This is a genomic window from Longimycelium tulufanense, from assembly GCF_014645795.1.
GTDB lineage: Bacteria > Actinomycetota > Actinomycetes > Mycobacteriales > Pseudonocardiaceae > Longimycelium > Longimycelium tulufanense.
Genome location: NZ_BMMK01000026.1, coordinates 43,408 through 57,319, shown reverse-complemented (window position 1 = coordinate 57,319; position 13,912 = coordinate 43,408). Strand labels below are relative to the sequence as shown.

13 protein-coding genes are annotated in these 13,912 nt (G+C 73.2%); all 13 read right to left on the bottom strand.

The window, feature by feature from the left end:
• Nucleotides 1–8: 8 nt before the first annotated feature.
• On the bottom strand, nucleotides 9–1,016 hold the full coding sequence (gene ribD / locus IEY55_RS22905; RefSeq protein WP_373290048.1) for a bifunctional diaminohydroxyphosphoribosylaminopyrimidine deaminase/5-amino-6-(5-phosphoribosylamino)uracil reductase RibD: 1,008 nt from the start codon (nucleotides 1,014–1,016) through the stop codon (nucleotides 9–11).
• Nucleotides 1,017–1,054: 38 nt separating this feature from the next.
• Nucleotides 1,055–1,732 carry a ribulose-phosphate 3-epimerase gene (gene rpe, locus IEY55_RS22900; RefSeq protein ID WP_189060631.1) on the bottom strand — a complete coding sequence of 226 codons (678 nt, stop codon included), beginning with the start codon at nucleotides 1,730–1,732 and terminating at the stop codon, nucleotides 1,055–1,057.
• Nucleotides 1,733–1,988: 256 nt separating this feature from the next.
• Nucleotides 1,989–3,431, bottom strand: coding sequence for an RsmB/NOP family class I SAM-dependent RNA methyltransferase (locus IEY55_RS22895; RefSeq protein ID WP_189060596.1), 1,443 nt, complete (start codon nucleotides 3,429–3,431; stop codon nucleotides 1,989–1,991).
• A complete protein-coding gene (gene fmt / locus IEY55_RS22890) occupies nucleotides 3,428–4,354 on the bottom strand; it encodes a methionyl-tRNA formyltransferase (RefSeq protein ID WP_189060595.1) in 927 nt (308 codons plus the stop codon). Before fmt ends, IEY55_RS22895 begins: the two co-directional genes overlap by 4 nt.
• Entirely contained in the window at nucleotides 4,351–4,899 is a 549-nt protein-coding gene (def, locus tag IEY55_RS22885) for a peptide deformylase (protein ID WP_189060594.1), read from the bottom strand. Before def ends, fmt begins: the two co-directional genes overlap by 4 nt.
• An 85-nt stretch (nucleotides 4,900–4,984) precedes the next feature.
• Complete coding sequence (locus IEY55_RS22880) at nucleotides 4,985–5,161, bottom strand: hypothetical protein (RefSeq protein WP_189060593.1); 177 nt, start codon at nucleotides 5,159–5,161, stop codon at nucleotides 4,985–4,987.
• A 160-nt stretch (nucleotides 5,162–5,321) separates the two neighbouring features.
• Nucleotides 5,322–7,145 carry a gamma-glutamyltransferase gene (ggt, locus tag IEY55_RS22875; RefSeq protein WP_189060592.1) on the bottom strand — a complete coding sequence of 608 codons (1,824 nt, stop codon included), beginning with the start codon at nucleotides 7,143–7,145 and terminating at the stop codon, nucleotides 5,322–5,324.
• Between the two features lie 180 nt (nucleotides 7,146–7,325).
• Nucleotides 7,326–9,353, bottom strand: a complete 2,028-nt coding sequence (locus IEY55_RS22870; protein WP_229686650.1) for a primosomal protein N' — start codon at nucleotides 9,351–9,353, stop codon at nucleotides 7,326–7,328.
• Nucleotides 9,354–9,511: 158 nt separating this feature from the next.
• Nucleotides 9,512–10,714: a methionine adenosyltransferase gene (gene metK / locus IEY55_RS22865; RefSeq protein ID WP_189060590.1), complete on the bottom strand. Its 1,203-nt coding sequence runs from the start codon at nucleotides 10,712–10,714 to the stop codon at nucleotides 9,512–9,514.
• 69 nt (nucleotides 10,715–10,783) lie between these two features.
• The gene (gene coaBC / locus IEY55_RS22860; protein ID WP_189060589.1) at nucleotides 10,784–12,022 is read right to left on the bottom strand and encodes a bifunctional phosphopantothenoylcysteine decarboxylase/phosphopantothenate--cysteine ligase CoaBC; all 1,239 of its coding nucleotides are present in this window, start codon (nucleotides 12,020–12,022) and stop codon (nucleotides 10,784–10,786) included.
• Nucleotides 12,019–12,309, bottom strand: coding sequence for a DNA-directed RNA polymerase subunit omega (rpoZ, locus tag IEY55_RS22855; RefSeq protein WP_189060588.1), 291 nt, complete (start codon nucleotides 12,307–12,309; stop codon nucleotides 12,019–12,021). The genes coaBC and rpoZ overlap by 4 nt, the downstream gene beginning before the upstream one ends.
• A gap of 69 nt (nucleotides 12,310–12,378) precedes the next feature.
• Complete coding sequence (gene gmk / locus IEY55_RS22850) at nucleotides 12,379–12,993, bottom strand: guanylate kinase (RefSeq protein WP_189060587.1); 615 nt, start codon at nucleotides 12,991–12,993, stop codon at nucleotides 12,379–12,381.
• Complete coding sequence (gene mihF / locus IEY55_RS22845) at nucleotides 12,990–13,307, bottom strand: integration host factor, actinobacterial type (RefSeq protein WP_189060586.1); 318 nt, start codon at nucleotides 13,305–13,307, stop codon at nucleotides 12,990–12,992. The genes gmk and mihF overlap by 4 nt, the downstream gene beginning before the upstream one ends.
• Nucleotides 13,308–13,912: the final 605 nt, after the last annotated feature.

Sequence of the window (13,912 nt, the reverse complement as noted above, 5' to 3'; positions counted from 1 at the left end):
TGCCTCCCTCACCGCCGCACCGGCACGGCGCTGATGCGCACGTCCGGCCCGATCCTCGTCACGTCCTCGATCCCCAGGTCCACCGCGTCGGCGATGGTGCCCACCCCGGCGTCGGCGAGCGCGGCCGGGCCGGCGCCGAGCAGCTTGGGCGCAACATAGGCGAGCACCCGGTGTATACCGCCCGCGGCCAGGAACGCGCCCGCGAGCCGGGGCCCACCCTCCAGCAGCACGTCGACCACTCCGCGGTCGGCGAGCGCGGCCAGTACCTCGCGCGGGTCGCTCGTGCGCAGGTGGATGGTCTCGGCGGCCTCGTCCAGCACCCGCGCGTCCCGGGGCAGGTCACCCTCGCCGACCACCACGCGCAGCGGTTGCCGCTCGGCGAGGCCCCCATCGGGGGTACGGGCGGTCAGCTGCGGGTCGTCGGCCAGCACGGTGCCCCGGCCGGCGACGATTGCGTCGACCTGGGCCCGGAACCGGTGTACGTCCCGCCGCGACTCGGCGGAGCTGATCCACTTGCTGGTGCCGTCGGCGGCCGCGGAGCGACCGTCGAGCGTGGCGGCGTACTTCCAGGTCACGTGCGGGGTTCCGGTGCGCGCGTAGTGCAGCCAGGCCCGCAGCGGGCCGCGTTCGATCTCCTGCGCGAGGGGGCCGGACTCCACCCGTACGCCGGCACGGCGCAGCACGTCCGCTCCGCCGGCGGCCTCCGGGTACGGGTCGCCCACGGCGTACACCACGGTCGCCACGCCCGCGGCCAGCAGCGCATCGGTGCACGGCGGGGTCCGGCCGTGGTGGGCGCAGGGCTCGAGGGTGACCACGGCGGTGCCGCCCCGGGCCCGGTCACCGGCCGCCCGCAACGCCACGACCTCGGCGTGCGGCCCGCCGGGGGGCTGGGTCGCGCCGACGCCGACCACCGCGCCGGCCGCGTCGAGCACCACGCAGCCCACGGGCGGGTTGGGGCTGGTGGTGCCCTGGACGAGCCGGCTGGCCGTCACGGCGCGGGCCATGGCGGCGGCCACTGGGCTCGAGGGGGCGGCGACCATGGCGACGGCCCGGCCTAGACCTGGGCCCCGGCTGCACGCGCGGCCTGCTCGCGCAGCGCGCGGACCGCCCGGGCGGGGTCGTCGGCGCCGTAGACCGCGGAACCGGCCACGAAACAGTCCACCCCCGCTTCGGCCGCGGCCTCGATGGTCTCGGTGTTGATGCCCCCGTCGATCTCGATGACCAGTCTGAGGTGGCCGGTGTCGACGAGGTGGCGGGCGGTGCGCACCTTGTCCAGCACCTCGGCGATGAACTCCTGTCCGCCGAAGCCGGGCTCGACCGACATCACCAGCAGCGTGTCGTAGTGCTTGAGGACCTCGACGTAGGGCTCCAGCGGGGTGCCTGGCTTGACGGACAGCCCGGCCTTCGCCCCGGCGGCCCGCAGGTCCTTGGCGATCCTGACGGGGTCCTCGGCCGCCTCGATGTGGACGGTGACGTTGTAGGCGCCGGCCTCGGCGTAGCCGATGGCCCACCGGTCCGGGTCCTCGATCATCAGGTGGCAGTCGAGCGGGATGTCGGTCGCCGCGCGCAGCGACTTGACCACCGGCAGCCCGAGCGTCAGGTTCGGCACGAAGTGCGCGTCCATGACGTCGACATGCAGCCAGTCCGCGCCCTCGCCGGACGGGCCGGACACGGCGGCGGCCTCCTCGGCCAACCGGGCGAAGTCGGCGGACAGGATGCTCGGGGCGATCAGCGGACGAACGGAACGGGCGCCTGACACGGCCGCAGTCTAAGCGCACCACCCGGGCATGTTCCGTGTACCGGGATCGCGTCGCCCCAGGTCATCGGCTGGTACATCGCACGGCCGCGTGATCGGCATTACGCGGCTCGCGTTGCGGTGACGGGCTGGTCGGGTGCGGTCGGGGTAGCCGCGGCTGCCCAGTGCGCGCGGGTGGAACCGCCACCGGAGGTACCCGAAAGGCACTGTTGAGCGGGAACAGAAGGCGCGATCAGCGACGACGGAACAGGGCGCAGAACATGGCGTCGGTGCCGTGCCGGTGCGGCCAGAGCTGCACGTGCGCCCCATCGCCCAACTCCGGCACCCCGGGGAAGTAGGGGCGCGCGTCGAGTTGCTCCACGTCGAAGCCGGCCTTTGCGGAGCGCCGCACCACGTCGGTCACCACGCCGAGGGTCTCCGACAGGTGCGGCGAGCACAACACGTAGGCCACCACCCCACCGGGCCGGGCGTGCCGGATCCCGGCCATCAGCAGCTCCCGCTGCAGCTTGGTCAGTTCGGCCACATCGGAGGGCTGCCGCCGCCACCGCGCCTCCGGGCGCCGGCGCAGCGCACCCAGCCCGGTGCACGGCGCGTCGACCAGCACCCGGTCGTAGCCGCCTTCCGGTAGCCTGCTCTCCCGACCGTCGGCGACGTGCACGGTCACCGGCAGGTCGCCGGTCACCTTCCGGACGAGTTCGGCGCGGTGCGCCGCCCGCTCGACGGCGTCGAGGGTCCCACCGTTGATCCCGACCAGGGCGCCCAGCAGGACGGCCTTCCCGCCGGGCCCCGCGCACAGGTCCAGCCACCGCTCGTCAGCGCCGGCCACCTCGACCCGGGTCAGCGCGAGCGTCACCAGCTGGCTGCCCTCGTCCTGCACCGTGGCCAGCCCCTCGCGGACCGGGTCCAGGTCCGCCGGGTCACCGGCGCCGGGCTCCAGGTGCACGCCGTAGGGCGAGTAGGGGGCCTCCTCGCCGCCGCTCATCAACGCCAGTTCCTCGGCGGTCACCGCACCGGGGCGGGCGGTCAGGTGCACGGCGGGGCGGGCGTCGTCGGCCGCCAGGGCGGCGGGCAGCTCCTCGCGGGCGGCACCACCGAGCGCGTCGGCGAACGACTGGGTGATCCAGCGCGGGTGGGCGTGGGCGAGCGCGAGATGGCCGACGAGGTCCTCGGTCGGGTCAGGGGCCAGCTCGGCCACCCACTCGGCCTCGTCGCGCTCGGCGACCCGGCGCAGCACGGCGTTGGCGAACCCGGACGCGCCCGAGCCCAGCTCCCCCCGCACCAGGTCCACGGTGGCGGCCACGGCGGCGTGCGCCGGGATCCTCGTGCGCAGCAGCTGGTAGGCACCGAGCCGGAGCGCGTCCAGCAACGAGCCGTCGACCTGGTGCAGGGGCCGGTCGCTGCACCTGTCCAGGACCGCGTCCAGCAGGCCCTGGGCGCGGCAGGTGCCGTAGGCCAGCTCGGTGGCCAGGGCGGCGTCCCGTCCGCTGATCCGACGCTCGCGCAGCAGGCGTGGCAGGACCAGGTTGGCGTAGGCGTCGCGCTGGCGGACGGCACGGACGGTGTCCAGTGCCGCCTGCCGGGCGGGGTCGGCCATCGGGGGCCGGCGTGGTCCGGTGCGCCGCTGCGGCGGCCGAACTCGGGGCGGGTGCGCCGGGCGCCTGCGGTGCTCGCTCATGCCAGGTACTCCCCCGCCTCGATCCGGCTTCCCCGTGCCCAGTCGGTGGCGGCCATCCGCTTCTTGCCCGCCGCCTGGACCTCGCCGAGCGCCACCGCGCTGGTCGCGGTGCCCACCAGGACCCGGCGCCTCTCCACGCGCAGCTCCCCCGGGGCCAGACCGTCCACATCGGACGGCTCCACCGGACCGAGCTTGAGCCGCTCGTCCCGGAACACCGCCCACGCCCCGGGATCCGGGGTGACCGCGCGAACGAGACGGTCCACGGCGATGGCGGGTTGGGTGAGGTCGACCCGCGCGTCCTCGACGGTCACCTTGGGCGCGTAGCTGACGCCGTCGGCCGGCTGTTCCTGCGGGTCCAGCGTGCCGTCCTCGATACCGTCCATCGTGGACTCCAGCAGCCGCGAGCCGGAGCGGGCCAGCCGGTCCAGCAGCTCGCCGGCGGTGTCGCGGGGCCGGATCTTCTCGGTCACCACACCGAACACCGGCCCGGCATCGAGCTCGCGCACGATCCGGAACGTGCTGGCGCCGGTGATGTCGTCGCCGTGCCGGATGGCCGCTTGGACGGGTGCGGCGCCCCGCCAGGCCGGAAGCAGGGAGAAGTGCAGATTGACCCAGCCCTGCGGGGGAATCTCCAATGCCGAGGAGGGCAGCAGCGCGCCGTAGGCCACGACCGGGCAGCAGTCCGGTGCCAGCTCGCGCAGCCGCTGCCGGAAGTCGGGGTCCTTGGCGCGGGCCGGGGTGAGTACCTCGATGTCGTGCTCGTCGGCGAGCGCTCCGACCGGGGAGCGCAGCAGGCGCCGGCCACGGCCGGCCGGGGCGTCCGGACGGGTTACCACCGCCACCACGTCGTGCCGTGGCGAGTCGATCAACGCCTGCAGCGCCGGCAACGCAACCGCGGGCGTGCCCGCGAAGACCAGCCTCATCGTGCCTTCCCGAACAGGGGGTGGGGGCTCTGCTTGACCAACGGCGCCGGCTCGCCGAACCACTCGGCCTCGCGGATGGCGCGCAACGCGGCCTTGCGGGTCAGGGCGTCGAGCCGGTCGACGAACAGCACGCCGTCCAGGTGATCGGTCTCGTGCTGGATGCAGCGGGCGAGCAGCTGGCTGCCCTCGACCTCGACCGGCTCGCCGTGCATGTTCCAGCCCCGCGCCACCACGTGCAGGTGCCGGGTGCAGTTCCAGCTCATCCCGGGGATGGACAGGCAGCCCTCGGGCCCGTCCTGGGTCTGGTCACCGACGACGTCGAAGCTCGGGTTGACCAGGTGCCCGGCGAAACCGTCGCAGTGGTAGGTGAAGACCCGCAGGCTGACGCCGATCTGCGGGGCGGCCAGCCCGACGCCGCCGTCGTCCTCCATGGTGTCCCACAGATCCTTAACGAGCTTGCGCAGTTCCTTGTCGAAGTCGACGACCTCGCTGGCGCGGGTGCGCAGGACGGGATCGCCGAAGAGCCGGATCGGCTGGACGGCCACGAAGCTCCCTTCGACGTGGTGGGGTGCCCCAGAGTCTACGGGCGCGGCCGGCAGGACCCGATCGGCGGTTTCGCCGGCTCGTGTCTCAAAGCTCGCTGTCGCCCACGACGAAGACGGTGACCAAGGCGACCGCGAAGTGCCCGGCGAAGCGGCCGGCGGTGCGCAGCGCGGCCAGCACGCGGTTGGGCTCGGCGCGGACGGTGGGGGCGGGGGTGGCGGCACCGGTGCGGGCGGTGGCCATCGCGATCGTGGTGGCGGCCATGGGGGCTTCCTCCCTTCCTCTCCTGCTCGGTTGCCACCACTCTCCCGTTTCCGCAGGTCAACCCACATCGGCTTGCGGTGGGAACCGGGGCCAGCCAGCGGTCTGGCCCACGCCGGGTGGGCGTCATACCGCGGGATGACGCCCACCCTGAGGCGGTCCGTCAGCGGGTCGAGGAGGCGTGCCCGGGTGGCCACCACGTGGGGAACACGACGCCGGCCGCCCCGCCCCCGCCACGGGTCCGCTCGGCCGCGGCCACCCAGCGCCCGTCGGGCAGCCGCTCCACCCCGGTCGCCAGGCCGATGCTGGAGCGGACCTTGAAGCGGTGGCCCAGCGCTTCCAGCGCGGCCCGTTCCCCGCCGGCACCGAAGTCCGCCTCCGCACTGGTGACGGTGGAGTTGCGTTGGCTCGCCCTGGGCGCCGCGATCGCGTCGACCAGCGGCAGGCCACGGTCCAACCGGCCGGTGAGCACCTGCAGCACGGTGGTGATGATGGTGGTCCCGCCGGGGCTGCCGACAGCGAGCAGCGGCCGCCCGTGCTGCAGGACGATCGTGGGGCTCATCGAGCTACGCGGCCGCTTCCCGGGACCGGGCAGGTTGGGGTCGGGCACGCCAGGCGTGATCGGTGCCGAGTTGAAGTCGGTCAGCTCGTTGTTGAGCAGGAAACCCCGGCCCGGCACGACGATTCCGCTGCCCCCGGTCTGCTCGATCGTCAACGTGTAGGCGACGACATTGCCCTGCGAGTCCGCAACGGTGAGATGAGTGGTGCTGTCACCCTCGTCCGGTTTGGGCACCGCCGGGCCGGACTTCCCACAGGGTGTGGGACTGTGTGGATCGCCCGGGGCGACCGGTGCCTCCAGCGCGCGGTCGGGCCGCAGCAGACAGGAACGGGCGTCGGCGAAGTGTTGCGTCAGCAGTTCGCGGGTGGGCACGTCCGAGAACGCCGGGTCGCCCACCCAGCGGTTGCGGTCGGCAAAGGCGAGCTTGCTGGCCTCCAGGAAGTGGTGAAGGTACTGGGTGTCGTCCATGGCGCGAAGGTCGAAGCGCTCCAGGATGTTCAGTGCCTCGCCCACGGTCGTCCCGCCGGAGGACGGCGGGCCCATGCCGTAGATATCCAGTCCGCGGTAACGGATCCGGGTGGGCTCGCGGAGCACGGTGCGGTAGGCGCGAAGGTCGTCGCCGGTCATGCGGCCGGGCCGCACGATACGCGCCGCCGCCGGATCCACCGGCGGGTTCTGCACGGCACGAACGACGTCCCGGCCGATCTCACCGCGGTACAGGACATCGGGGCCGTGCTTCCCGAACAGGCGATAGGTGTTCGCCAGATCCGGGTTCCTCAGCACGGTGCCGACCGCCGGCGGTCTCCCGCCGGGCATGAACAGGTCACGGGTCGCGGGGAACGCCGCGAAGCGCGCGGCGTTGTCCTGCACCATCGAGCGAAAGTGCTCGTCGACGACGAACCCGCGCTCGGCGATGCGCTCGGCGGGCCGGAGCACGTCCGGTAACCGCATCGTGCCGAACCGGTCCAGCGCGGTCTGCCACGTCGCCGGTGTTCCGGGGACGCCCACGGACAGCCCACTGGTCACCGCTTCCTCGAACGGGATCGCTCTTCCATCCTCCAGGAAGAGGTCCTCCCGGGCAGCGGCCGGGGCCGTCTCCCGACCGTCCACTGTGTACACGTTGCCGGTCCGGGCGTTGTAGTAGACCAGGAATCCACCGCCGCCGAAGCCGCTGGAGAACGGTTCGGTGACGCCCAGTGCGGCGGCGGTCGCGACGGCGGCGTCCACGGCGTTGCCGCCGCGGCGCAGCACCTGAAGCCCCGCGGCGGTGGCATCGGCGTCCACACTGGACACGGCGCCGCCGAAGCCGACCGCGACCGGTGACGTCGGTGGCGGGTGCGGTAGGCGCGGGGCCGCCTCGGCCGGTACTGCCAGCGGGAGCAGGAGCACGGCCAGGACGACGAGCAGGGGGATGGGTCTCAGCGCCATCGGCACCTCCGGTGAGCAATCAACTACCTGCCGTCACTCTGCCTGGCCACGCCGAGATCGACAACCAGCAGAAACGTCACCGGCTGGGCCGTGCCGGCGGCCGTGGGAGATCGGCGACAGCGGCGCTGGCCGCGGGCAACAGGCTTTGGTCCACCCATGCCCGGGCGATTCGGGTCGTGGCTAGAGAATCTGCAGCGGGTCGAGGGAGACGCGCACGTGGTCGGATTCCTTGCGGGCGGTCCGGACGGCCTGTGCCTCGGCGAGTGCGGCGGCCAACGCACGACCGTCGGACCGCGGGACCCGGACCAGGGCGCGTTCCCGCTCGGCCGTGCCGTCCGGCGCGGGTGCGCCGAGCGGAACCGGGCCGAGGATCTCCGCCGAAGGCGGAAGCCGGAGATTGTCCAGCAGGTCGGCGAGCGCGTTCGGGGAGCCGTCCACGGCGGCCATCCGGACCGCAGGGGGAAAACCGAGTTCGGTCCGGCCGGCGAGTTCACCGACGGCATGCCAGACCGGGTCCCAGCGGATCAACGCCTGTACGGGGGTGAGCGCCGACTCCGCCACCACGACGACCCGGCCACCCTCGCCGGCGGGACGCACCAACGCGGCCGCGGTCAACCAGCGGCGCAGCGCCTCCTCGGCGGCGCGGAGGTCGGCGCGGGCCAGCAGGGCCCAGCCATCCAGCAGCAGCGCAGCGCCGTAGCAGCCCTCGGCCAGCGGCTCCGCGCCCGGTGTGGCCACCACCAGCGCCGGCCCGGCCGGCACCCGGGCGAGCACCTCGTTCCCGCCGGAGGTGCGCACGGCCACGCCCGGAAACGCCCGCCCCAGTTCCTCGGCGGTCCGCCCGGCACCAACCACCACGGCACGCAGCCGACGCGAACCGCATGTGCCGCACCGGAACGCCGCCTCGGTGGCACCACACCAGCGGCACGAGGCCGGCCGCGGCGCGTGGTCCGATCCCGCGCCACCAAGGGCGAGCGGCCCGGCGCAATGCCGGCACCGGGCCGCCGCACGGCAGGAGGCACACGCCAACGCGGGCACATAGCCGCGGCGCGGCACCTGGACCAGGACCGGGGCGTCGGCCGTGAGCGCCGCCCGGGCCGCTTCGAAGGCCACCGAGGGCAGCCGGGCCGCGCGCGCCGCCGGATCCCGGGCGAGCTGCCGGTCGTCCTCACCAATGGCGGTGACCCGGGGGGCGGCAGCGCGCACCGTGTCCCGGGGCGCGACGATCTCGTGCGCCCACCCGGAGTCGACCAACAGCTGTGCCTCGGCGGTGCGGGCAAAGGCGCCGAGAAGAAACGCGGCGCCGGTGGCGTGGGCGCGTTGCACGAGGACGTCCCGCGCGTGCGGGTAGGGGGCGCGTGGCTCGGCGTGCAGGTCGTCACCGTCGTCCCAGATCACGACCAGGCCGAGGTCGGCGACGGGGGCGAACGCGGCGGCGCGGGTGCCCACCACGATCCGGACGGCGCCGCGCCGCACGGCCAGCCACCGCCGGTACCGCTCGGCCGGGCCGAGTCCGGCGGCCAGCGCCACCGCACCCTGCTCGCCCACCAGGTCGACGCAGGCGGCGTGCACCCGCTCCAGGTCACGGTGGTCGGGTACGACGAGCACCGCGCCACGACCGGCAGCGGCCACGGTCGCCGCGACCTCGGCGAGCCGGCGTGGCCAGTCCTCGCCGGGTAGGGCCTGCCAGACGGCCCGTGCCGGGCGGCCGGTGTGCAGGGCGTCCAGGAACGCGTGACCGCGCGGATAGCGCTCCCACGGCTGGGTACCCGGCCGTGCCGGGGCTGGCGCGGGGTCAGCCGGTGTCTCTCCCTCGACACGGGCGTGGCGGGGCGGGATCGCCAGGCGCAGCACGTCGACGAGGGTGCCGGCGTGGCGGTCGGCCACCGCCCTGGCCAGCGTGGCGATCTCCGGGGCGAGGACCGGCTCGGCCGAGGTGATCCGCTCCAGGTAGGCCAGCCGGCCGGTGTGGTCGGACTCCTCAGCCCGGGCCAACAGGTAGCCGTCGGCCAGCTTGCCGGCGAACCGCACCCGCACCCTGGCGCCCGGGACGGCGAGCGCGTCCAGTTCGGCGGGAACGAGGTAGTCGAACGGCCGGTCCAGGTGGGCCAGCGGGACGTCGACGGCCACCCGCGCGACGGGCCGGGCCGCGGCCGGCGACCGCTCCCCCCGCCTCGACCTGCCCCTGGTCTTGCCCGCGCTGCTCACCAACGTGGTCTATCAGACCGACCCGACTCCGCACCCCGCCACACCGAACCGCCGCCGGCGGAGCGGGCTGGATCGCTGAACCCAGCTGGTGCTCCGCGACGGCGGCGGAACGGTCGAGCGTGGCGCGTGGGTGACGGTTGGTCCGGACCCCGAACGCCTCAGAGACCGGCGGCGCCGCGCAGCGCGTCGGCGCGGTCGGTGCGTTCCCAGGGCAGGTCCAGGTCCGGACGCCCGAAGTGGCCGTAGGCGGCGGTCTGGGCGTAGATCGGGCGCAGCAGGTCCAGATCCCGGATGATCGCGGCCGGCCGCAGGTCGAACACCTCGCTGATGGCGGCCTGGATCTTGGCCGGATCCACCGTCTCGGTGCCGAAGGTCTCCACGAACAACCCCACCGGCGCCGCCTTGCCGATGGCGTAGGCGACCTGCACCTCCAGCCGCGAGGCCAGCCCCGCCGCGACGGCGTTCTTGGCCACCCACCGCATGGCGTAGGCGGCCGAGCGGTCCACCTTGGAGGGGTCCTTGCCGGAGAAAGCGCCGCCGCCGTGGCGGGCCATGCCGCCGTAGGTGTCGACGATGATCTTGCGCCCGGTCAGCCCGGCGTCGCCCATGGGGCCACCGATGACGAACCGGCCGGTGGGGTTGACCAGCAGCCGCACGTCCGCGGTGTCGATTCCCAGCTCGGCGATCTCCGGGGTCACCACGTGCTCGCGGATGTCCACCGCCAGCATCTTGTCCAGATCGATGTCGGCGGCGTGCTGGGTCGAGACCACCACCGTGTCCAGCCGCACCGGCTGGTCCCCGGCGTACTCGATGGTCACCTGCGTCTTGCCGTCGGGACGCAGGTACGGCAGCACCCCGTCCTTGCGCACCGCGGACAGCCGGCGGGACAGCCGGTGGGCCAACGCGATCGGCAGCGGCATCAGCTCCGGGGTGTCGCTGCAGGAGTAGCCGAACATCAGGCCCTGGTCACCGGCGCCCTGACGGGCGATCTCGTCCTCGGCGTGCTCCACCCGCGACTCCCACGCGGTGTCCACCCCCATGGCGATGTCCGGCGACTGGGCGCCGATCGCCACGTTGACCCCGCAGGAGTTGCCGTCGAAGCCCTTGGCCGAGGAGTCGTAGCCGATGTCGAGGATCACCTCGCGCACGATGCTGGGGATGTCGGCATACGCCTCGGTGGTGACCTCACCCGCCACGTGCACCTGACCGGTGGTGACCAACGTCTCCACCGCCACGCGCGACCGCGGGTCCTTCCGCAGCAACTCATCCAGAACCGAGTCACTGATCGCGTCACAAATCTTGTCCGGGTGCCCTTCGGTCACCGACTCACTGGTGAACAACCTGCGGCTCTGCTTGGACAATGGTTCTCCCACGGCGCGGGTGCCCGACAACGACGAGTGTCAGCCTACTGGGGGAGGCTTGAAGGGTTCTCAACTAGCGAGCAACCGAGCCACAGCGTCCCACACAAAGGACGCGAAATGGACCTTCGAGCCGTGTGGAATAGCCCATTCGGAGCCGTCGGACGACAACAACCAGCCGACGTTGTCCACCGTGTCGAACGCCTGGCCATCACCGACGGTGTTCACCACCAGCAGGTCGCACCCCTTCCGGGCGAGCTTGGCCCGGGCGTACCCCAGGACGTCGCCGTCGGCGTCGCCGGTCTCTGCGGCGAAACCCACCACGACCTGGCCCGACCTGCGACGCGCCACCAGCTCGAGCAGGACGTCGGGGTTGTGTTGCAGGGCGATCGGCTCTGGCGCGCGCTCGCCCTTCTTGATCTTGTGTTCGGCGGTGGCCGCCGGGCGGAAGTCCGCCACGGCCGCGGCCATCACCACGGCGTCGGCGTCCTTGGCCGCGACGTGCACCGCGTCCCGCAGCTCGACGGCGGTGCCGACCCGGACGACGTCGACCCCGGCCGGGTCGGCCAGCTCCCCGGGGTTGGCCGCGACCAGCACCACTTCGGCGCCGCGCTGTGCGGCGATCCGGGCCAGTGCGTACCCCTGACGGCCGGACGACCGGTTGCCCAGGAAGCGCACCGGGTCCAGCGGCTCCCGGGTGCCGCCGGCCGACACCACCACCTTGCGGCCGGCCAGGTCGCGGGGCAACGCTTCGGGCCGAGCCAGCAGCAGCCGGGCCAGCTCGACGATCTCGGCCGGTTCGGGCAGCCGGCCCTTGCCGGTGTCCACGCCGGTGAGCCGGCCGGTGGCCGGCTCGGCCACCACCGTGCCGCGGGCCCGCAGCAGGGCCACGTTGTCCCGGGTGGCCGGGTGCTCCCACATCTCGGTGTGCATGGCCGGCACCATCAGCACCGGGCAGCGCGCGGTGAGCAGGGTGTTGGTCAGCAGGTCGTCGGCGAGCCCGTGCGCGGCCCTGGCCAGCAGGTTCGCCGTCGCCGGTACGACCAGCACCAGGTCGGCCCGCTGACCCAGACGCACGTGCGGCACCTCGGGGACGTCGCCGAACACACCGGTGTGCACCGGCTGCCCGGACAACGCCTCGAAGGTCGCGGCGCCGACGAAGCGCAACGCGGACTCCGTCGGCACCACCCGCACGTCGTGGCCGGTCTCGGTGAGCCGCCGCAGCACCTCGCACGCCTTGTAGGCGGCGATGCCGCCGCCCACACCGAGGACGATGCGCGGGCTGCGGTGTTCGGTGGTCCCGCCGCTCACTCGCCCTCGGTGTGCTCGAGCAGGCCGGCGTGGATCTCCCGCAGCGCGATGGACAGCGGCTTCTCCCGCGGCCCCGGCTCGACCAGCGGGCCGACGTACTCGAGCAGCCCCTCGCCCAGCTGCGCGTAGTAGTCGTTGATCTGGCGGGCCCGCTTGGCGGCGTAGATGACCAACGCGTACTTCGAGCTGACCTTGTCGAGGAGGTCGTCGATGGGCGGGTTGGTGATGCCCTCCGGGGCGGAGATCGCCGGTGCGCCCAGCGCACCCAGCTCGGTGGGGGTGGTCACTCGCTTGCTCCTGAGATCAGGGATGGAATGAGGCTCCGGGCGCCCACGGCACGCGCCGCTGGTGAAGCGTCACGAACACGCGTTGGTGCTGAGCCCAGGGCCAACAACCAAGGTTAGCAACTTCGCGGCCGCAGTCCGAACGTCGGTGTTGACCACCGTGGCGTCGAACTCGTCCCGGGCGTCCAGCTCCTGCCTGGCCACGGCCAGCCGGCGGGCCACCAGGGCCGGCTCCTCGGTGCCCCGGCCGGACAGCCGGTGCACCAGGTCCTCCCAGGACGGCGGCAGCAGCATCACCAGCTGTGCCTCGGGCATGGCGCGCCGCACCTGGCGGGCGCCCTGCAGCTCGATCTCCAGCAACGCCGGCCGGCCGGCGGCCAACGCCGCCTCGACCGGGCCGCGGGGCGTGCCGTACTGGTTGCCGGCGTACTCGGCGTGCTCGAGCAGCTCGCCGGCCAGCGCCATGCGCTGGAACTCCGCGGGGTCCACGAAGTGGTAGTGCACCCCGTCGACCTCGCCGGGCCGCGGTGACCGGGTGGTCACCGAGACGCTGAAGAAGATGTCGGGGTTCAACCGGCGCAGCTCGGCGAGCACGCTCGACTTGCCGACGCCGGACGGGCCGGAGAACACGGTGAGCCGGGGCCGACGGGTGGTCGACCCCGGCTCACCACTGGGCGTGTCGCTCACTCGCTGGAAAACTCGGTGAGCAGCGCCTTGCGCTGGCGCTCGCCCAGGCCGCGCAGCCGGCGGCTGGGAGCGATCTCCAGGCGCTCCATGATCTGCGCCGCGCGGACCTTGCCGACGCCGGGCATGGCCTCCAGCAGCGCGGAGACCTTCATCTTGCCCAGGACCTCGTCGCTGTCCGCGGCAGCAAGGACGTCCTTCAGGTTGGTGCCGCCGCGCTTGAGGCGTTCCTTGAGCTCCGCCCGGGCGCGGCGGGCAGCAGCTGCCTTCTCCAACGCTGCGGCCCGCTGCTCCTCGGTCAGCTGGGGAAGGGCCACGATCTCCTCCGTGGTGTGGGTTCTTCTAGATCGGTGCCGCGACCGTACCGACCGCGTCTGACCGGGCACAACGCGGGTCAGGTGTGTCAACGCGATGCTTGCGGTGACATACACCGCACCCGAAGCCCGGCGGCGACTCCCGCGGTGGACGGCGCTCGGCCCTCGGTGGGCCGACCGCAATTACTACCAACCCGAGCGCCGCCGCGCACCAGCCAGTCCCGGAGTTGTCACCTGCGTCAATGTGCTAAAAGCCGCTCCCTGCAAGGGATTCCGCCGACGCCCGGGTGTGCCCAGCAGCGCCACCAACCGGTTTGTGAACCGATCAAGGTCAGCCGAAACACCAGGTCAACCCGGCGAAAAACATGATCAAGAACACGTTGCCGGTAACCGGCCGTGCACCGAGAGTGCCGCACCGCGACCGGATCCGGCCCGCAAGACTGTCCACGAGATGCCACACGATCCGCCCGTTTGGCCTAACGATGCCGGGGAGAACGCACGTCCGCCCAGGTGAGGCGTGACAGCTCTCACATGACGGGAAAACGGGCAAAGCGGCCCTATTGGACGGGGTGGACGGCCTTTGGGCCCACCGAACAGCGGACGCGGCA